General features: G+C 36.7%; 16 protein-coding genes and 1 other RNA gene. 6 read left to right on the top strand and 11 right to left on the bottom strand.

Annotated features, from left to right (window positions below; translation table 11 throughout):
* Positions 1–49 precede the first annotated feature (49 nt).
* The gene (locus ACNSTQ_RS14560; RefSeq protein WP_418200539.1) at positions 50–1,843 is read right to left on the bottom strand and encodes a methyl-accepting chemotaxis protein; all 1,794 of its coding nucleotides are present in this window, start codon (positions 1,841–1,843) and stop codon (positions 50–52) included.
* A gap of 264 nt (positions 1,844–2,107) precedes the next feature.
* Here ACNSTQ_RS14560 and ACNSTQ_RS14565 point away from each other — a divergent pair, with 264 nt between their 5' ends.
* The 3 genes from ACNSTQ_RS14565 to ACNSTQ_RS14575 are packed head-to-tail and all read left to right on the top strand — an operon-like array spanning position 2,108 to position 5,841.
* Complete coding sequence (locus ACNSTQ_RS14565) at positions 2,108–3,634, top strand: spore germination protein (RefSeq protein WP_418200540.1); 1,527 nt, start codon at positions 2,108–2,110, stop codon at positions 3,632–3,634.
* The gene (locus ACNSTQ_RS14570; RefSeq protein ID WP_418200541.1) at positions 3,624–4,727 is read left to right on the top strand and encodes a GerAB/ArcD/ProY family transporter; all 1,104 of its coding nucleotides are present in this window, start codon (positions 3,624–3,626) and stop codon (positions 4,725–4,727) included. Before ACNSTQ_RS14565 ends, ACNSTQ_RS14570 begins: the two co-directional genes overlap by 11 nt.
* A gap of 4 nt (positions 4,728–4,731) precedes the next feature.
* Positions 4,732–5,841, top strand: coding sequence for a Ger(x)C family spore germination protein (locus tag ACNSTQ_RS14575; RefSeq protein WP_418200542.1), 1,110 nt, complete (start codon positions 4,732–4,734; stop codon positions 5,839–5,841).
* A 244-nt stretch (positions 5,842–6,085) separates the two neighbouring features.
* Here the strand turns inward: ACNSTQ_RS14575 and ACNSTQ_RS14580 are convergent, their stop codons facing one another.
* From ACNSTQ_RS14580 to ACNSTQ_RS14600, 5 genes are all read right to left on the bottom strand, one after another.
* Positions 6,086–6,280, bottom strand: coding sequence for a hypothetical protein (locus ACNSTQ_RS14580; protein ID WP_418200543.1), 195 nt, complete (start codon positions 6,278–6,280; stop codon positions 6,086–6,088).
* Positions 6,281–6,482: 202 nt separating this feature from the next.
* On the bottom strand, positions 6,483–7,625 hold the full coding sequence (locus ACNSTQ_RS14585) for an acyl-CoA dehydrogenase (RefSeq protein ID WP_418200544.1): 1,143 nt from the start codon (positions 7,623–7,625) through the stop codon (positions 6,483–6,485).
* A 95-nt stretch (positions 7,626–7,720) separates the two neighbouring features.
* On the bottom strand, positions 7,721–8,344 hold the full coding sequence (locus tag ACNSTQ_RS14590; RefSeq protein ID WP_418200545.1) for a TetR/AcrR family transcriptional regulator: 624 nt from the start codon (positions 8,342–8,344) through the stop codon (positions 7,721–7,723).
* 76 nt (positions 8,345–8,420) lie between these two features.
* Entirely contained in the window at positions 8,421–8,603 is a 183-nt protein-coding gene (locus ACNSTQ_RS14595; protein ID WP_418200546.1) for a hypothetical protein, read from the bottom strand.
* 184 nt (positions 8,604–8,787) lie between these two features.
* Positions 8,788–10,296, bottom strand: coding sequence for a long-chain-fatty-acid--CoA ligase (locus tag ACNSTQ_RS14600; protein ID WP_418200547.1), 1,509 nt, complete (start codon positions 10,294–10,296; stop codon positions 8,788–8,790).
* Between the two features lie 404 nt (positions 10,297–10,700).
* Between ACNSTQ_RS14600 and ffs the strand changes: the two genes are divergently transcribed.
* Positions 10,701–10,966: signal recognition particle sRNA large type (ffs, locus tag ACNSTQ_RS14605), an RNA gene on the top strand.
* 351 nt (positions 10,967–11,317) lie between these two features.
* Here the strand turns inward: ffs and ACNSTQ_RS14610 are convergent.
* The 3 genes from ACNSTQ_RS14610 to ACNSTQ_RS14620 form a co-directional block, all read right to left on the bottom strand.
* Positions 11,318–12,946, bottom strand: coding sequence for a ribonuclease J (locus ACNSTQ_RS14610; RefSeq protein WP_418200559.1), 1,629 nt, complete (start codon positions 12,944–12,946; stop codon positions 11,318–11,320).
* A 340-nt stretch (positions 12,947–13,286) separates the two neighbouring features.
* Positions 13,287–14,510 (bottom strand): SEC-C metal-binding domain-containing protein, encoded by a 1,224-nt coding sequence (locus ACNSTQ_RS14615; RefSeq protein ID WP_418200548.1) that lies wholly within the window; start codon positions 14,508–14,510, stop codon positions 13,287–13,289.
* A gap of 155 nt (positions 14,511–14,665) precedes the next feature.
* Positions 14,666–15,739 (bottom strand): Y-family DNA polymerase, encoded by a 1,074-nt coding sequence (locus tag ACNSTQ_RS14620; RefSeq protein WP_418200549.1) that lies wholly within the window; start codon positions 15,737–15,739, stop codon positions 14,666–14,668.
* Positions 15,740–16,375: 636 nt separating this feature from the next.
* Here ACNSTQ_RS14620 and ACNSTQ_RS14625 point away from each other — a divergent pair.
* Together ACNSTQ_RS14625 and ACNSTQ_RS14630 are read left to right on the top strand one after the other, a co-directional pair.
* On the top strand, positions 16,376–16,672 hold the full coding sequence (locus ACNSTQ_RS14625; protein ID WP_418200550.1) for a transposase: 297 nt from the start codon (positions 16,376–16,378) through the stop codon (positions 16,670–16,672).
* A 364-nt stretch (positions 16,673–17,036) separates the two neighbouring features.
* A complete protein-coding gene (locus ACNSTQ_RS14630) occupies positions 17,037–17,525 on the top strand; it encodes a sigma-70 family RNA polymerase sigma factor (protein ID WP_418200551.1) in 489 nt (162 codons plus the stop codon).
* A 118-nt stretch (positions 17,526–17,643) separates the two neighbouring features.
* Here the strand turns inward: ACNSTQ_RS14630 and ACNSTQ_RS14635 are convergent, their stop codons facing one another.
* Together ACNSTQ_RS14635 and ACNSTQ_RS14640 are read right to left on the bottom strand one after the other, a co-directional pair.
* A complete protein-coding gene (locus tag ACNSTQ_RS14635; protein WP_418200552.1) occupies positions 17,644–18,081 on the bottom strand; it encodes a hypothetical protein in 438 nt (145 codons plus the stop codon).
* 12 nt (positions 18,082–18,093) lie between these two features.
* Positions 18,094–19,644 (bottom strand): ATP-binding protein, encoded by a 1,551-nt coding sequence (locus ACNSTQ_RS14640; protein ID WP_418200553.1) that lies wholly within the window; start codon positions 19,642–19,644, stop codon positions 18,094–18,096.
* Between the last annotated feature and the right edge of the window lie 685 nt (positions 19,645–20,329).

Below are 20,329 nucleotides of genomic sequence, written 5' to 3' on the forward strand. Positions count from 1 at the left end.
TTTTTGATACAGAGAAACCGAGCACATTGCCGGTTTCTCTGTATCAACATTAGTATTTAAATTTCGCTAGAGATTTATTGAGTTTTTCAGCCATATCGGCCAGATGACTCGCCATGCTATTAACCTCCTCCATGGAAGCATTCTGTTGCTCCATGGTAGATGCCAATTCTTTTGTTCCAGCTGCTGACTGTTCACTAATGGATGCGATATTTTCAACTTCTTTTAGTGCTTGATCCGTTCGGTCGTGGATTTGTTGCGACGCCGTGCTCACTTCTTTAATTAGGATGTCCATTTCTTCAATCATTTTGGCTATATCGTTAAATGATTTGCGGTTTCCATCTATCACTTCTGATCCTACCTGAACTTCACGAACCACTTCGTTCATAGATTGTCCAACCTGATCGGTTTCTTGCTGCAAAGAATGAATAATATCGGCGATTTGACCAGTGGACTTAGACGACTGTTCTGCCAGCTTGCGCACTTCATCCGCCACCACGGCAAAACCTTTGCCCTGTTCACCAGCACGGGCTGCTTCAATCGCTGCATTTAAGGCTAGCAAATTAGTCTGCTCGGCAATATTAGAAATAACACCTAAAATTTGATAGATTTCGTGTGATTTTTCTCCCAATGTTTTGACAACACTTGCAGTGGAGGTTACTCTTCCTTCTATGGCCTTCATTTGTTCAATGGTCTGTTTCATGCTTTCTAGCCCATTATTCGAAACCTCATTCGCTTTTTGAGAGCTTTCTAACATGCTGATCGAATATTGGGCGATCTGTTTGGCTTCATAATTCACTTCGGTAATCTTGTCCAACGTCTCTGCCGTATGGAATGCTTGTGTTGTGGCACCACCGGATAACTCCTCGGTGGTAGCAGAGACTTGCTCAACACCATTGGTCATTTCATGAGATGAAGCTGTCAATTCTTCACTTGAAGCGGCTACCTGCTCGGAAATACGTGCTGATTCTCGAATTAGATTTCGGATGTTTTCTGACATCGTATTCACCGCTTTCGCTAATTGTCCAACTTCATCCTGTGATTTTGTCTGGACTTGTTCGACTGTTACATCTCCTTCTGCAATCTTGGACGCAACTTGCTGAATTTGCTTAATGGTAAATATGCGCTTATGGTTAAGGATATAAAACAAAACAACAGCTAGGACGATAGTAAAAATAATCAGGGTAAAAATGATATACCGTAATGCCTCAAGTGACTCAAAAAACTCTTCTGTGTAAGCCCCTATTCCAATCGTCCAATCCCAAGGTTCAAAGTAGTCAGTATACATGATTTTTTCGCGTTCAGCGGTTTCTCCAGGATTCATCCAAGCGTAAAAGAAGTACCGTTCGTCTACCTCGCCCAGTCTGGATAAATCAATTGCCTTCTGTATGAGCAACATGCCATCAGCTGTTTCAATTCCTATATAGTTTTTCCCGATTTGTAAAGCAGGGTGAACTTGAGCCGTACCTCCACTGTCAAAAGCAAACATGTACCCGTCTACCCCATACCGAAAACCAGATTGACTATAATCTCTTGTAGTCGTGCCATCTTCCCGCACGACCTCCGGACCATTAAGAAGCAGTCGTGCCCTCTCCTGCGCTTCTTCCAAAGTCAGGTTCCCAGCTTGCACCTCATCCTCTAGGTAGATCAATGTAGTTTTCGCAGCGCTCGCAATATGATATAGATCTGCTTTATTAGTATTGATAAACTCCTGCTTAGAGTAATGAAATGTAATCACCCCGATGACACTGCTGCTTATTACCATAATAATAATCACAATTAAAACTAACTCAAACATTATTCCTCTTGAAAACCGTTTTCTAGATGTTGATTTTTCTTGACCCATACCAATACAATCCCCTCTGAAATAAATGAATTGATGAACTGTAATACCTTTTTCATAAGTTTTTTTGTATTCAGGATTTAATACCTATGACTTTTATATTGTTTTATAAACTCAGAATATTCGATAAATGTTAGGGAAGTTATCTAAAAAAATGTTAGAAAAGTATTTAGAATTCCAAGAACTTTAACTTTACACGTGGTATAGTTTCGCATGATTGTTAAATACTAGGTAAAGCTAGTTTTATTGCCTATGGAGGAATAGTGTATGTATTTTCTAAAGAAGAAAAGATGGGAACAATCTCATATTCAAAATATAAGACAACTTTCGAGAGCACCTCAACCTATTCTCAGTAATGTATTAGCAAATATAAAATTAATTAAATCTTCCCTTCACCATACCAGTGATTTATCAGTTAGGGAGTTAACTTTTAACAACAAACTAATTTCAATTGTCTTTATTAATACTGTTGTAAATAGTGAAACACTAGAGACGAAAGTAATCCAACAATTAATCAATCATCCGGCGACTTCGATTATAGATACAGTTACGGTCAAAGAGATTAGTAAAACGGAATCATTGGACCAAGTGGTTTCTAAAGTTGTACAAGGGAATACCGTCATTTTTTTAGAAGGAGAAACGTATGCGTTTATTTTAGGTACATCTTCGTTTGAAAAAAGAGCGATCGAAGAACCATCTAGTGAGCAAGTCGTAAAAGGTCCTCATGATGGATTTGTTGAGCATCTAGATGTCAATATTAATATGATTAGAAATAGGGTTAAAACTAGAAACATAGTCATAAAAGATTGGATTTTAGGGAAGGAATCTAATACTCGTGTTGCACTAGTATACATACCTTCAATTGCTAATGATGAGGTCGTACAAGAAGTCGAACGCAGAATATCAAGTATAAATACAGATATCGTTCAATCACCTGGGCATTTGGAAGCGTATATTGAAGACACTTCTTGGTCTCCTTTTCAACAAATTTTAAGTACAGAAAGAGTTGACCGGACTGTATTTAATCTAATGGAAGGAAGAGTAGCTGTAATAACCGATGGAAGTCCCTCAGCACTCATAATGCCAATTACGTTTTTTGCTTTTTACCAAACCCCTGACGATTACAATAACAGGTGGTTTATCGGTTCATTCTTTCGTTTAATAAGGATTTTTTGTTTTTTTCTAGCGATTTCATTGCCTGCTTTATATATTTCACTTGTCTCTTATCATTATGAGATTATCCCATTCGATTTATTATTTAATGTCAAAGCGTCCGTGGATGACGTCCCTTTTCACCCTTTAGTCGAAGCTATATTTATGCAAATTGTTTTAGAGTTATTAAAAGAAGCATCCATCCGCCTTCCTAATCCAATTGCACAAACCATCGGTATAGTTGGTGGTTTAGTTATAGGCACGGCAATCGTGGAAGCTAGCTTAGTCTCAAACACAATGGTGGTTATTATAGCATTGACTGCTATCGCATCTTTTGTTGTACCCATCAATGAAATGGGGACTACCGTTAGACTATTGGGATTCCCTTTAATGCTATCAGCTTATTTACTAGGGCTTATTGGAATTGTATTTGGACTATTGATTTTATTAATTCATTTATGCAAGTTAGAATCGTTTGGATCTCCTTACTTTGCACCTCTTGCACCGGTACGATTTAAAGATCTTAAGGATACCTTTATTCGTACCCCTTTATGGAAAATGAATCAAAGGCCTACTACACCTCAACCAGACAATGTAGAAAGACAGCATAATGCTAGAGGATGGGATAACAGTGACAACTAATACTCATATTTCAACGAATCAGTTACTTTTTTTAATCTTCCAATCTCAAATTGGGGTTGGTGTACTTTCTTTAGCACATGAAATCTATTTAAATGCAGGTACAGATGGCTGGATTTCAATCATAATTGCAGGCATGGCCACTTTATTTTTGGTATTAATTATACTCACATTAACTAAACAGTATCCCCAAGATACGTTATACGAATTTTCCTCAAAAATAACAGGGAGATTTTTCGGTAATTTCATTTCTTGCTTATATGTTCTATACTTTTTCAGTGTAAGCATTTTAATCATTCAACTATCTACTGGTGTAATTAAAAAATGGCTTCTCCCTTTAACACCTAAATGGATACTCTTTTTAAGTTTTATCATTGTTACCGTTTATTTAGCTAAAGAAAGTATAAGAATTATTGCTAGGGTTTATGTAATTGTATCGCTATTAGTTATAGTTCTAATCGTATTAATTCTTAGTACCTATGGTGATGTTAATCTTAAATATCTTTTTCCTGTTGGTCAAAGTGGATTTGAAAATATGATGTTAGGCATTCATGACGCAATAGTAGCCATGTTAGGATTTGAACTACTGTTGATCATTTATCCATTCGTAAAATCTAGTCATAAACAAAAGATAAAGTACTCTATTTTGGCCATAATGGCTGTAACTATCCTTTATAGTTTTTTTGTGTTTTCAAGCTATATATACTTTAGTCCTGACCAACTTACCATCATTCCAGAACCTCTTCTATATATGCTAAAAGCGGTAGATTATGAAGTTATTGAAAGGTTAGATCTCATCTTTTTAGTCATTTGGATAGTACCCATGACAACTTCAATTGCAATATATATACATTTATCAAGTATCGGTCTAAGTAAATTATGTCGTCAGAAAGATCACAAAATTTCTAGCTTCGTTATTGGTGGTTTTATTTTTCTTTTATCTTTAATTATTCCCAGCACTCCAGATGCCACAAAACAATTTGCGGAATTAATTGCAATTGCAAGCTACATTTTTGTAGGAGGAATTCCTTTGATTTTATTGAGTATTGTTAAATTGAAACAAAAAGTCAGTAAAGGGAAAACGTATGAGATGTAAACTAGTGATTATTGCACTAATTAGTCTCATTCTTTTGACAAGTTGTTGGGATCAGCATTTATTAAAAGATGCTAGACTAATTTATGGAGCCAGCTTTGATTTAAATGAAGATAATTCCATGCAAACGACTATAGCCATTCGTTCCTTGAGTCCTGAAACCATTAGCGGGACCCAACACGAAGGTGCCAATGTGGTACTAAGTGCAAAAGGAAATACATTACGTGATACAAGAATGTCACTTGAGAGAGAACTTGCCGGTGAATTTGCATCTAATAAAACTCGTGTATTTATCCTTGGAGAAGAACTAGCGAAAACGGATATATATTCATTATTAGACATTCTATACCGTGACCCAAGGTTTTCCATAAGAGCATTACTTGTTGTTGCCAAAGGGCGTGGCGAAAATATTTTACATCTTGATAAAATTCAAGAAATGTTTATTAGTGAGGAAATCTTGAAGCTGGTTCAACAAGCGGAAAACAATACTTATGTTTCAAAAGAAACCATACAGTCCATTTTTCCGATCATGTATGATCCGGGTGAAGATTTCCACTTGCCATTAATTACAATAAGTGAAGAAGGACAGACAAACATTATGGGTATGGCCTTATTTAATGACAGAAAATATTCTGGCATAGATATTACGAGGGATGATGCTACTGTTTTACTGCTATTAAAAAACCAAGCAGGAAAGACTATAAAATTTTCTCTTATAATACATCCAGAAGAAGAGGATAGTCGCAAGCAAATGGTATCATTTATCGTTAATGATTATACCTCAAAAAGAAAAATAAACATTATTAACGAGAAGGAAATTTCAGTTGATCTCGACTTGAAACTTAAAATAAATGTTGTTGAATATCCTAAAGAAGAGTTAGATGAAAAAGCAATTGAGGAGTTAAATCAAAAACTTTCAGAAAAGTTAACCGAAAAGGCAAATCTTGTTACTCAAATATTACAAGAGGCTAATTGTGATGCTTTAGGTATTGGAAGAGAATTAATCGCTTTTCATCCAGAGGTATGGAAGCAACTCGATTGGAAAGTTGATTTTCCGCAGATTAATTTTTCTACTAAAGCCGATGTAGAAATCATAGGGACAGGGATTTTAAAATAATTTATATCTAATGACTTTCCGAACTTCTTTTGAGATTACAATATTTTAGTTAAAAATGTAGAGAAAAGAATGATAGAAAAGTATTAAACTTTATATCCTGTTCTATTAAGTCCCGTGCTTGTAAATTAGTTATAAAAACACACAAAAAAAGAACTGACACTTGAAAAGGTGCCAGTTCTTTTTAACACGTAAGTTTTACGAATTATCCTTCGTAACATGTTTTGGAAGAATTTCTTCTTTATTCTTAGAAAGGTTTATTCGGTTGATACGTCGGCTGTTGATTCTGTGCTTCGTATTGGTGACTTTTCGCTATAGCATCTTGGACATTTTCATCCAGGGAGAACTCAGTATCTGTATGATCAAATTGTTCAGCGTTATTTTGATTTTGGACAACTTGTTGCTGCTCTTGTACTTCTTTTAAATTTTGGCGCTTTTTCATTACTCATCTCTCCTTTGAACAAAATTATATCCGTAGATTTTCCAACCATTGATTATTTATACGACTGCTTCTGTAATTATTAATGGAGGTCCTTTACCTGCCATACGAGCGAGTCGTAATAATACAGCATACTCCCGAACGACTTATTCATTCATCCCCGAACGAAAAAAGATTGATAAAAAAGTGAACGCCTAACATTGATTTAGTCTGCTAAAAGCATTTTTGAAATAACGAGACGTTGAACTTCTTGTGTTCCTTCGTAAATTTGAGTAATTTTAGCATCACGCATGTAGCGCTCAACAGGATATTCTTTTGTATAGCCGTACCCGCCAAATACTTGAACCGCTTCAATCGCAACTTCCATCGCTGTATCACCAGCCATTAATTTAGAGATGGCTGATTCTTTCCCATATGAAAGGCCTTCGCTTTCTCTCCATGCAGCTTGATACGTGAGTAAACGGGAAGCTTCTACTTTTGTCGCCATGTTCGCTAATTTAAAAGCAACTCCTTGTTGTGAGGCAATTGATTTTCCGAATTGCTTACGTTCTTTTGCATAGGCAACCGACGCATCAAGTGCACCTTGAGCAATTCCCACTGCTTGAGCTGCGATTCCGTTACGTCCACCATCTAATGTCATCATCGCAATCTTAAAGCCTTCTCCTTCTTTACCGAGAAGGTTTTCTTTTGGTACACGGACATCTTCAAAAATGATTTCAGTTGTCGGTGACGAACGAATTCCTAATTTCTTTTCTTTTTTTCCTACTGAAAAACCTGGCATATCACTTTCAACGATAAATGCACTCGTTCCTCTATGTTTTTGTTCAGGATCTGTTAAGGCAAATACGACGTAAATATCAGCTTCACCGCCGTTTGTAATGAAAATCTTTGAACCGTTTAAAATGTAATCGTCGCCATCACGTCTAGCTGTCGTTTTCATTGCAGCTGCATCTGATCCAGAACTAGGCTCAGTTAAACCATATGCACCTATCTTTTTTCCTTCTGCCAGTGGACGAAGATACTTTTGTTTTTGCTCTTCTGTACCAAACTTATACAAGGGCCAGCCGGCTAATGAAGTATGTGCAGATAATGTAGTTCCCATCGCTGCATCTACTCTAGATAATTCTTCCACTGCGATACAATAGCTTAAATAATCAGCACCGATTCCACCGTATTCTTCAGGCCAAGGAATACCGGTTAAACCGAGTTCGGCCATTTTATTAAATAATTCACGGTCAAAACGCTCTTCTTCATCACGTTCGTGTGCTGTAGGACCTACTTCATTTTCAGCAAAGTCACGTACCATTTTTTTAATCATTTGTTGTTCATCTGATAATTGAAAATTCATCTTCTGTTCTCTCCCCATACCCTTTATTTTTTAGGCTATTTCTAAAAGATACCATTTGTTTTAACATTCTTCATCTATGTGAAAACGTTGAAACCTTATTCATCATCAAGAAAATACTCTTGATATCTTGGGTTTTGTTTTGCTTTTTTTGTAAGTAATGCATTCATTATAAAATCGATATAAACATCGGCGATTTGATCGATGGAAATGCTGCGGTTTTTTTCATACCATTGATACGTCCAGTTAACCATTCCGAACATCGCCATTCCGTTTAGTAAAAGTGGGGTGTTTGAACGAATTTCACCAGCTTTTATACCCTCTTCTAATATCGTAAAAATATAATCTTGATACTCGTCTCGTTTTAGCTTAATTTTCTCGAAATACTCAGGAGCAAGGTAATGTGTTTCACGGTACATAACTGATATTTCAAAATTATAAACATCAAAAGCGGTTATAAACGCACGAATCATTGCTTCCAACTTTTCGATTGGGCTCTCTCTTTCAATAGCTGCAGCTTTTCCGGTATCCATAACATAGGTAAGGATAAAATCATTTATTTGATATAAAAGCTCATCTTTGGATTGAAAGTGATGATAGAAACCACCGTTGGAAACACCAGCTTCTTTAGCTATCATCCGGACAGAAACTTCATGAAAACCTTTTTCTTTAAATAAAGTTAATGCTGAGTCAATAATTCTCTTCTTTGTACTTTCCGACACAACTTACTTCCTCCTATAAGTAACCTTTTATTTTTAGAAGATTGGTAGTGTTAGGTTACTACTTCCCTTTAAACATTCAATTACGTTCAAGCTCGTTCTTCCAACGATTTAATTTTGAGACGAGTTCATGGAAATAATCATTAAATGGATACGAAGCGGCAATTTGTCCTAGTTCGTCCTCATTCAAGTTTTTCAATTCTTCCTCTAATTTACTTAACTCATTAATAGAGCCATCTAGGAGCTGAATTACTCTATCCATATGGTTCATTCACCTCAAATATTATTTTGTATTTTGCACGCGACCGATCAATCGGTCGGTTTATGTTAATATTAAGAATATTCACCGTATTTGTCAACTACTAACTATTTTTTTCTATATGTTCCATAAACTAAAACAACGAATGGATCTTTGGAAGGTCCATTCGTTGTTTGTATTCGTTCAATTACATAGTTGATTCCTCAAGGTTTCTTAAGTTTTTGCGTAAGATCTTCCCAGTTGTGTTTTTTGGTAATTCTGAAAGAAATTCAATAAATTGCGGTCGTTTATATTTAACGAGTTTATCAGCTAAGTAATTTTTTAAGTCGCTTTCTGTTAATGTTTCATTTTTAGAAACAACAAACGCTTTAACGGATTCCCCGTAACTTTCATCTGGGACTCCGATAACAGCCACTTCGACGATTTCTGGATGGTCATATAGTACTTCCTCAATTTCACGTGGATATACATTATAGCCCCCAACGATGATCATGTCTTTTTTACGGTCGACGATATAAATGTAGCCTTCTTCATCCATTGTCGCCATGTCACCAGTATATAACCAGCCGTCTTTAATCGTACGAGCTGTTTCTTCAGGCATACCGAGGTAACCTTTCATTACGTTTGGTCCTTTTACTATCAGTTCGCCTATCTCACCACGAGGCACTTCAACACCTTCTGGATCAACGACTTTGTTTTCAACATAAGGAATGTTTACGCCGATTGAACCTGGTTTACATACCCCTCTTAAAGGATTGAAAGCCGTAACTGGTGCTGCTTCACTTAAACCGTAACCTTCTTGGATTTGGATATCTGTGTGCTCTTTGAATTTGTTTAAAACGGCTACAGGTAAAGAAGAACCACCTGAAATACAAATTCGTAATGAACTAAATTGTTCTTTAGTTGTTGGGATTTGCAGTAAGAAATTATACATCGTTGGAACGCCAGCAAAGACTGTTGCTTGTTCTTTTACAAACGTTTCTACTACTTCTTGAGGGCTAAATTTTGGTAATAAGATCATTGTTGAGCCAGATAAAATAGGAGCATTGAAACAAACCGTCATACAAAATACATGGAAAATCGGTAATACGGTAACGACGCGATCTTCAGCTGTCATTTCAAAAAGATCTCGAACCGCTTCAGCATTCGATTGTAAGTTTTTATGTGTCAACATAACTCCTTTAGGAGATCCTGTTGTACCAGATGTATATAAAATAACAGCTACATCATCTTCTTCGACAACCGGTCCGTTAAAATTTTGGACATCATTATCAATAAATGATGCAAAAGCTAGTTCACTTTCAACTGGTTTGGAGTAAACTACAAATGCTAGCGAGGAAACGTTTTGTCTTACTTCTGTTAATGGTGTATGTAAACTCGCGTCTGCTATAACACCTTTAGCTTTACTGTTCGTTAAAATATATTCGATTTCACGAGCTGTGAACGTTGGGTTTACAGGTACTACTGTAGCCCCTGCACAAATCGTTCCGTAGTAAGCGATTACAAATTCAGGCGTGTTGCCTAAAAGTAATGCAACTGAATCGCCTTTTTGAATTCCTTGTTGCGATAAGCTATGCGCAAATTGATTTACTTTTTGGTGCAACTCACGATAAGTCGTACTCTCATTTAAAAAGATATAAGCTTCTTTGTCTGGATTAAGGTTTAAAGCGTTTGTTAGATTCGAATAAAGATTCATGTGGCCTCTCCCTTTCATTCCTAATTTTATGTATATCTACTTTAAAGTGTTGCTCGCGTGGTTAGGTAAGAAGACTGAATTAGCGTTCAGTCTAGGTTCATTTTATGGGCATTTAGTTAACTTGTCAACGAATAATCTGAATTTTAGTTTATTTGAATATCTTTTGAAGTATATTAATTTTCGTCAATTAACTGGATTGTACATCGAAGAACGGTCATATCAATTGTTATTATAATGTTTTGTGTTTTGGACTGTATAGCTCGATCGGATAATTAGTTTATCGATTAGTTACAAGATTTTGTAGAAGTATAAATTATTTGGTATAATCCTCCTTCTCTACCAAACATATGGCATATACAAGGTGTTGGATTCAATGTATGATATAGTTATTCACATGAAACATATCGCAATAGACGGGGAGGTAGCGGTGCCTTGTAACCTGCAATCCGCTATAGCAGGGTCGAATTCCTATTGAAGGTCTAATGATGTGTGGTCAGTGCTTTGGATTGGGTGTTGAGGAAAAAGTCTTTTGCAAAGAATAATCTCCGAACGGGTCAGATCTGGAAAGAAGCAGCCATAAGGAGAACCCTATTTCTTGTGTAAAAGGTCACTTTTTCTGAGCCGATGAAAAAGTAACGCATGGATGATTAGCTCGTAAATAGGTTTGCGATTTACATAATCAAAAGACTGCCTTTTGGGCGGTCTTTTTAGTGTTTTATTGAAAATGAAGCGTATCGAATAACTAAAAGTACTGAATAGTGAGCGGTAGAGGGAAAAATCAGGAGAATTGAGTAACCTAAAGCCCTGACGGCTACTGCAGTATTTAGTGTTCCAGGTGCATGCAATCATACTGTGAACTTTCCATGTGATCACAAAATAACAAAGCTAAATTATTAAATGAAAAAAAGGTTGACGTTAATCTCTGTTTCCCTCATTTGTCTACTAAATTTGCGGCTTAGCACGATGTAGTCATACGAGATTAAACAAAAACTAGTCAACCTTCTGTTTTTGTCGTATTTTTTTAAACCTCAATAATAATCGGCAAGATCATTGGCTTCTTCTTGGTTTGATTGAATAGGTATTGCCCCACTTCTTTTTTGAGATGCTTTTTGATGATGCCCCATTCTTTTTTATCGGAGTCATCCATGTTATTAATTGTTCTCTTAATCAGTCCATTTACATCCTTTAATAGTTCTTCTGAATTTTTGACGAACACGAAGCCGCGTGAAATTGTATCTGGACCAGAAATCAGTTTTTTGTCTGATTTACTCATCGTCAACACAATGACAAGCATCCCGTCTTCCGAAAGCTGTCTGCGATCGCGAAGCACGATTTCACCCACATCCCCGACGCCAATTCCATCGACATACGTATTACCAGTGGGAATTTTCCGGGTGTGCTTAGCGATACCGTCTTTAATATCAACGACATCGCCATTTTTTAAAATAAATGTATTCCCTTCTTCTACGCCAACTGCTTCCGCTAATAACCGGTGGTGATGTAACATCCGGTACTCCCCGTGAACTGGGATCAGATATTTTGGTTTCATTAAGGTTAACATGAGTTTTAAATCTTCTTGATACCCGTGCCCTGAAACATGCATGCCAGAGGAACTTCCAGGTCCATAGATGACATTTGCTCCAAGGGTAAATAAATTATCTACGATCTTTGTTACCGCTTTTTCATTTCCCGGTATTGGTCCTGCAGCTAAGATGACGGTATCGCCAGGCAATAGTTCAACACCTCGAAAGTCACCCGTTGATAAGCGAGATAATGCTGCCATCTGCTCCCCTTGACTACCGGTACAAAGCATTGCGACTTTTTCAGGTGGTAATTCATTAATTTGCTTTGGATCAATGAGCATCCCGTCCGGAATATTCAAATAGCCCCGTTCCATCGCTACTTCTACGACATTCACCATACTTCGTCCAAGCAATGCAATTTTACGGTTTGTTTTGATCGCGGCATCGACTGTTTGTTGAAGTCGACTTACATTGGAGGCAAATGTCGACAGGATTACCTTACGTTCTGCTTTCATAAACGCTTCTAGGACATGTTCCCCAACCAATTGCTCAGTAGGTGTTGACCCAGAACGCTCAGCATTCGTACTTTCTGATAATAAAAGCAGGACACCTTCTTGACCAATTTCTGCCATTTTATGAAGGTCTGAATGCTCATTGCTCGCAGGAGTTAAATCAAATTTGAAGTCTCCAGTATGTACAACATTTCCTTCAGGTGTACGGAAAAGAATCCCTAAGCAATCTGGAATACTATGAGTTACTCTGAAAAATTCTACATTCATCTCTCCAAAGTTGAGATTAGAATTCGAGTTGATTTCATGTAGTTCAGTTTCTCTAAGAATTTTATGTTCTTTTAATTTTAATTCTATGAGTCCGAGTGTAAAGCGAGTGCCATAGACAGGAACATTCAATTTTTTTAAGAAAAATGGAATCCCGCCAATATGATCTTCATGTCCATGTGTAACAATTAACGCGCGTACTTTTTCTTTATGTTCTTCCAAGTACGAAATATCAGGAATGATTAAGTCAATGCCTAATAGACTTTCATCTGGGAACTTATTCCCGCAGTCAATGACTATGAGGTCGTCTCCATACTGAACAACATACATATTTTTACCGATCTCATTCATTCCACCTAATGCATAAATAGATAATGCAGTTTCAGCGCTCAATTTATATACCCCCTATTCGATAATATTAATGGTAGTATACCCAGTTTAATGGTGTTTATCATGTTAGGAAATATCTAAGTAAAAGCGATACATCATATTTGCTTTATCTGATAGATGGAGGTGAATGTTAAAGCCGATCCATAAAATAAAACCAATAAACTATGAAGCACAAACGATGATAGCAAAAAAAGCATGAATTTTCGTCTGAAAACCCATGCGTATATTTATTAATTCTTTATTAACTAATTTTGCGTTATATGAAACTATTTTATCGACTGCCTGCTTCTCTTCTAAAGGTTTACTTCATACAGCACTTCTTATATTTCTTTCCGCTGCCACAAGGGCAAGGTGAGTTACGGCCGATTTTCTTTAAGTTTTTAATATGGATGTCATTTGATCTCTGTTGCAGTGACTCTAACGTATATGTAGGGAAAGGATTTATATTTTTCTCTTCTGGTGGTGTAATTTCATTGATCGTATGTCCTTTTAAATCCCATAAGCGCGTTTGGTTTTTTACCTCTTTCAATGACTCTGGTAATGTTTGTGCCACCTTTTCAGGAAGGTCACCCTTGCTCTGTACATATTCAGCGATCAGTGTTAGTTGTACGTCTGTGTTGATCATGTAAGTAATTTGTGCTGCTAATTGCTCTCCGGTAAAAGCCGTTATCTCCGGTTGTTTTAGTAAAAGGTTGACCAAGTCGTTTAACGCTGAGCTTTTTTGAACGAATCCAGGCTTACCTGCTCTAAGTAGTTGACCTTTTGTAAAATCAAAAAAGTCGAGATCTGAATTTTTACTTTGTTCCTCAATTACTCTATTCGGATCAACTACACGGTAGTCTTGGAGTCCGTGCTCTGTAATTTGAACTTGTCCATAGTAATCGCTCGCAGACGAAATGATATGGTTAAACTCGGCAGGATCAACTGCCTGACCAGTGAGTTTCTGTATTTTTTCAATAATAAAATCCTCACTCATCACACCATAATAATATAACAATCCTTGAGTAAGTCGAACCCATTCAGTGTTGCGGCGAATCGTTTTCTCAAGTTCTGTTCCATTAATTTCGTTAAAAAGATCCGTTAGTTCTGTTGGCATAAATAAAACTTTTTGCTTGTTGTAAAGACCAGGAAATACGAGACTGCGTTCCTTCAGCCATTCCATTTTTTCTAAAGAAAGGTCCGGGCTTGGTATCGATCCACCCTCGTTTACAATTTGTTGGAGTAGATCGTAACGTTCTTGATCTAACGGGAATACAGCTTCACTAAACATCGAAGGAATTTCGTTAGCAAGAAGTGTGGCTAATTCAGATTTCTTTAATGAACTAGCATTTTTCACTTGGAGGTTTTTACGAATAGGATCAAGCTCCGTTTTAGGTAAATTGTTTAATGTGTCCAGTAATGTGCTCGGGAGTTCCGTCTTCTTCCAAAGTTTTTGTGCACGCTTTTGTTGCTGCTCGTTGTCAGGTTTCGCTTGTTCTAGAATTGGTGATAAATGTTCTCTCGTTTGAATATCCATACTTTCCATACAATCTCCTTAGTTTCTAGTCATACTTTGTGGTTTACCATGTATTTCTATTAAGCTACGTTCTTATTTTAACATAATGTCGTTTTTAAAGCAGTTGGTTCATAAAAAGAGGTTTCTTCACACAAATCATTTCAGCTGGTATAAGCGTAGAATGATTAAAAAAGCCTTAATTGTACGTAATTTGCATCTTCAAAGTTACTTAAACGGACGCCAAATAACCAAAGAGGAATGTCGACCAAATGCCGGTCATATAAATCTTCGACGATCGTATACACCTTATCCGGTTCTGATGTCGAGTCAGAGAGTGTTAGGCTTTTCGAATGACTCGCGCCACCTCTCTCAATCTTATAAACGATAGCAATTGTACTAGCACGTAACTCTTTCTCCTGGAGTCGCCGACAAAGAAGTTCGATCATGGGACGAGCAATGCCGAGCAGTTGATCGGCATCAGACGTAGGTTGAGAAAATGTTTTTTCTTTACCAATCGTTTTATCGCCTTTTTCACGATCTGCATCGACGATATCAGAACCGATTCCTAATGCATTGTTACGTAGGACTTCTCCTCGTAATCCTAGGATGAGCTTCATTTGCATAGGATCGCTTTGGGCTAGATCACCAATGGTGTGAATCCCGTATTTATTAAGCTTCTCTTCTGTCTTCTTCCCACAACCATGGAGTTTACTTAGCTTTTGCGGATGAAAATAACTACAAAATTGCAGGCGCTCTAAATGTACGTATCCGAATGGCTTTTTCACATCTGCAGCCATCTTAGCTGTACACTTCGTATCACTGATGCCGATGCTGCAGCCTAAATGCAATTTCTTCCACAATGTTCGTTGGATATAAGTTGCAATCGTATAGGGTGATGTTCCTTTTTTTACACGTTCTGTCAAATCTACATACGCTTCATCGACCGAAGCCACTTCCGTCGGTCCGATTAACCTTAAAAATTCCATAATTTTGCTCGAGTAAGATGCGTACAACGGATGATTTCGTGCAACGATAATCGCATCTGGGACTTTTTTTAACGCTTCATAAACTGACATCGTCGTATAGACCCCTTTATTTTTCGCTTCATAGCTAGCTGCAATGACCATTCCTTTGTACTTGTTCGTTGGACTGCCACCAACGATCACAGGCTGGTTTCGAAGAGAAGGGTCTTCTGCTTGATGGCAACTAGCATAAAACGCATTCATATCTATTAAAGCAATGGTCCGGTTACCAGGCATGTTTATCCCTTCCTTTCGAAATTTAGTGATCTCAGGTTTGCATTATGAGCTCATGATTTTAGTTAGCTGCTATGTAAGAAGGCAATGTTCACATTTTCGCAAATAAAAAGGTGAATTCGGACAATAAAATAAAAACTGGACAATATTTATCGAACTAAAAGATATCTCTATTATACAATAAAGTTGATCAATCGTTAGATGACGAAGGGTCAGCCACTTGAAAACTCATTCCACTCCCTGTCTGGTCTGCAGAATAAGTGCATTATTTATCGTACAATTTTATGTTTTGTCAGTCCCATTGATGGTCCTTGTTCTGTCGCTTTTTGTCATAATGAATAGCTAATTGATAGCAGTTGCTATCATGATGATAATACGTAGCTATACAACAAGTGAAACACCAGCATAGTGGTAGTGATAAGAATTTATCCAGATTACTTTTATATTTTACTAGTAACCAGTTTCTGTTTATGATGCTTCATACATTGAACCACCCTTTGTTTGAGTTCACTATAGAGGGTATGCACATAGATGTCATTCCTGCGGTAAGCTTTTGCTGAAAGCAGTGAGCATCACCTTGTTTCGTTTGGTTTATTTTTAAGTTGATTCGTACAGAATGAAATGTGAGGTGGTCGTTTTATGAAGGTCCTTATATTAGTTGTAAGTATGGTTGTGCCGATTGCCATGGTGATTTTTCAAAATAAATGGGCAAAGGTTCGCATTCTATATCATTCTTTCGCGTTACTTGCTGCATTGACATTTGGGAATATCGCGTCTTTTGCGATCTATACGGTTCTTAGAGATAATACCGTTTTTATGACGAACATTCACGCGCTATTTCTAAATCCTTTATTTCTAACATCCGGTGCTTATTTAGGGCTTTATTTCGTTTATGTGATTGTGTTAGGTATGTTAAAGGAAATAAATCGATCATGAGAAGTTTATTGTTTTTGAAAGGTCTGCAAGTTAGTTAGCAGATTACAGTGTATCTCATGGCTGGCCTTTCCTATCATTTTCAGTCATCAATTTCCTCTTTGGTGATTGCTTGTTGTTTATTAGTACGATCGCTTCAATCCTTAGCATTTTCTTTATCTCTTTCATTCATTTTTAACTCCATTCAATCATAAAAACCTACCATTCTTTAATTTCGACTGTCCATTTCTCAATTTTAGCTAGGCGTTTTTTTAATTTTCACCGGTAAAACCTAAATTTCCACTGTATGACAGTATTCTAGCTGTCGTTTAAATTAAAGGTACCGGCGGAATAGATGAGAACGCGCGTTTTCTATTGGAGAATGAATGTGGTAGAAAGCCATTGGACTGTAGATGAAGTGGTTGAGCGTTATGCTCCGATTGTAAGAAAACAATTAAAAGAACTCCAAATTTATAAAGATTATGATGATTATTACCAAATTGGACTGATCGCCTTATGGGAAGCGTACATGCGTTTTGTTCCTGAAAAAGGTACTTTTGCTACATTTGCGATGCATACGGTTCGCGGGCGATTACTGACCGAATTATCGAATGAAACAACATATGCAGCTAGACATCAACTGACAGATGAAGGTTTTCATTATATTGTTGATGAACATAAAGCCTCAAGGCTCGAACTTGAGATGATGGAATGTTACATTGAAACTCTTTCAGAACGACAACAGACTTGGTTAAAAGAGTCGATCGTACAAGGAAAAACGACAGCTGAAATCGCAAAAGAATATAGTGTCAGTGTGCATACAGTAAGGAGCTGGAAGAAAGCTACGATCAAAAAATTGAAATTAAAACTTGCTTAATTTCTTATAGGTTAGGAACGTGGGTATTTGAGTTTTACATCTTCTAGAAGAATTCAGAAAACGATGAAAGCCCCAACTTTGCGAAGATAACAAAGTGAGGGGCTTTTCTTTTTTTTGATTACTGCTCTATGGACAAGAGGATTTGTCGCAATTTATTCGTCTGTTCTGGTGAAGTCATGTAGGTTTCCATATCACCAAAGATGTACGTGAATGTACTTTCTTCATCCTCTTCCCCTAGCCAGATATGAATAGGGTGACTCGGATACCCTTCTTTATAGTTTACAATGAGATTGAAATTAGGGAGTGTTTCCTCGACGTCTACGTTAGAAGTTTTTTGTACGGCTGACCGAATCGCTTTTTCAATAATCATTATCGATTTTTCGTCTTCTAACGTTGCGAGGACATCTTCATTAATTACACCCGTTTCTATCGTTTCGGTTATCTCGATTGTCCCTATTTTCTCATCTAATAAATCCATTGTTTCTACTTGGGGTGATTGACAGCCCCCTAACAGAATAATACCTATCAATAATAGTAAAGAAGAGTAGAGTTTCATAGTATTTACTCCTTATTCCCCACTCACTGGAAGGATTATATCGACAACTGCTCCGCCGTGTTCTTTATTGTACATATTTAACTGCCCCATATGAAGCGTTTCAATAATTCGTTTACACACCATGATCCCTAGACCATTTCCGTTTTCTTTTGTTGTTACAAAGGGTTGGCCCAAATTATGAAGTATTAGCTCAGGGAACCCCGGGCCATTATCTTCTATACGAATTAAAATATTTTGTGAGTCATAGGGTTGGAGTGTCAATTCAATTTGTCCATTGTGATCTACCGCTTCAACACTATTTTTAAATAGATTAATAAACACTTGTTTTAATTGGTTCCCGTCACAATAAATTCGAGGAATCTCTTTAAAGTGCTCTATATACTCTATATTTTTTGAGATGGCTAGACTAGATAATAAAACATCGATTTCTACAAACAATTTTCTAATGTCACACCGTTCTTTTGAGAGTACGGTTGGTCTTGATAGTACTAAAAATTCATTAGCAATTTCATTAATACGCTCAATTTCTTTAAGCATGACAGGTGTATAGGCTTCTTTGTAAAGGTTTTGTGCCATTAGCTGAATAAAGCCCTTCAATGTAGTTAAAGGATTTTTGATTTCATGCGCAACCCCTGCGGCTAATTGGCCAACAAGCGAAAGTTTTTCTGCATTTTGAATGTAGGATTCTGTTTTTTTGTACTCTGTAATATCATGAAGCTGAATTAAACTGCCTTCTAGAAATGTAAAATAATCGACTAAACAAATGATATATTTATGATTTTGAAGGACAACCTCGTAATCTTGTATCATTTTACCTTCTTTAAATTGATGATAGAGGTCATTTAACGGCTCAATTTCTTGAATGTAGCGACACTCTTTTTGGACATTCGATAATAGGGAATTAGCTTTTGCATTAACCTTCACAATTTTTCCGCTCTCGTCAATAACAATATAGCCAATAGTGGATTGCTCTAACATCATTTGATTCATTTGATCTAGGTAGCGATTTTCTTCACGTAAATCTAGTTCTCTTTGAATGGAATCAACAACGGTTTCAAGTGTCGTAAGTATCATCGGGTGGGCAAAATCCAAAAATGTCATAATTGAAACGGTCCCTATTAATCTCTCTTTCACATATAACGGAACACTATAACAAGCCGCATTATGAAGAAAATGGTGGTAGTGATCTGTTCCTAACACTCCAACTGGCCTTCTAAGGTCGATCGCAGCAAGGACTGAACTAACTCCTGCTTTCTTTTCTGTAAACTGAATTCCTTTTTGCAGTCCTGCCATTTCAACAACGGTATTCTGTAAGCTTTTATCGCCCATATATTCGATAATCGTGCCATGGTCATCTGTCACGGACACGAATAATGGAATACCTTTTGTTTTTTCTAGAAATTTATGAATAAATACTTTAATGACAGATAATGTATCGGCATATTTCTCTTGAATTTCTGTTAATTCTTCAGTTGATACTTTATCAAATGAAGGAATTTCATTCGGGTTAAGGCGAAATTCAAGACAACGATTTTTGACCTCAGCAAAATAATCTTTTACCATAGTTTTATTTCCGTCCTTTTAAAGTTGAATTATAATTAATTACTAACGCTAGTAGCTATTATTTTTTAAAACTCAAGTGAGTGCTGTATCTATATCAATGTTCTTTTGAAGACTTCATAATTGAATATTATTCAAGTCTTAATCATATCACGATAATAATTAAATTGTAATTATATGTATCTATTTTAAAATATTTAGATTTTCTTGCCCTTTTCCACAATTAGTCTATTTTTTAACAGCAAAAGTCATAGGGATGCAAGGGTACGTTTGCGGGATAGATCCATTGAGGTTGAAATGCAGGATCCTTCCAATGCCAAGCTCCTAAAGCGGATGCAACGGAGTCAATCGTATGACTTTCTTCCTCGATATGGTTTGGTAAACCAAGGATCCCCTGCTTATGGAACCACGATTTTAAATAGCAACGCTCCTCTGTTTACAAAACTTTAATTGAGCACCTTCCGTTTCAAACACTGTCAACACAGTATCTTTATGGTTACTAGGACCGGATAAATCAATGTCGATGACGATCTAAAATGTACCCTATAGAGTAGACACTTAAAAAAAGTGCTCTCTCTGTAGGGTACTTTTTTGTATAATGTAAGAACTACAAATTGAGACATAACTTGGAGATGGAGAATCATGAGTAAAAAGCTATTTACAGAGAAAGAAATTACACAATTATCTA

Origin of the sequence: Alkalihalobacterium sp. APHAB7 (genome assembly GCF_048323755.1) — a bacterium.
Taxonomy (GTDB): Bacteria; Bacillota; Bacilli; order Bacillales; family Bacillaceae_F; genus Alkalihalobacterium.